The sequence below is a fragment of the Methylobacterium frigidaeris genome (assembly GCF_022179185.1).
GTDB classification, from domain to species: Bacteria; Pseudomonadota; Alphaproteobacteria; order Rhizobiales; family Beijerinckiaceae; genus Methylobacterium; species Methylobacterium frigidaeris.
In genome coordinates this window covers 1-374 of sequence record NZ_BPQJ01000158.1, presented here as the reverse complement: position 1 = coordinate 374, position 374 = coordinate 1, and the positions used below count along the sequence as shown (strand labels likewise).

The 374-nt window shown below is 63.6% G+C and carries 1 protein-coding gene; it reads left to right on the top strand.

Annotated elements, in window-relative coordinates:
* On the top strand, nt 1–374 hold a 374-nt coding region (locus MFF64_RS39045), incomplete at both ends, for a cytochrome c oxidase subunit 3 (RefSeq protein ID WP_238193949.1).

Below are 374 nucleotides of genomic sequence, written 5' to 3'. Positions count from 1 at the left end.
CTCAACACCTTCCTCCTGGTGAGCCCCTCCTGCACCGTGCACTTCGCCCACCACGACCTCCGCCGGGGCCGGTTCAACCCCTTCCGCTTCGGGCTTCTCGTCACCATCATTCTCGGCGTCCTCTTCTTCCTGGTGCAGTCCTGGGAGTTCTACCAGTTCTACCACCACTCCAGCTGGCAGGAGAACCTCTGGACCGCGGCCTTCTTCACCATCGTGGGCCTCCACGGCCTGCACGTGGTGATCGGAGGCTTCGGCCTGATCCTCGCTTACCTCCAGGCCCTAAGGGGCAAGATCACCCTCCATAACCACGGCACCCTCGAGGCCGCCAGCATGTACTGGCACCTGGTGGACGCCGTCTGGCTGGTGATCGTCAC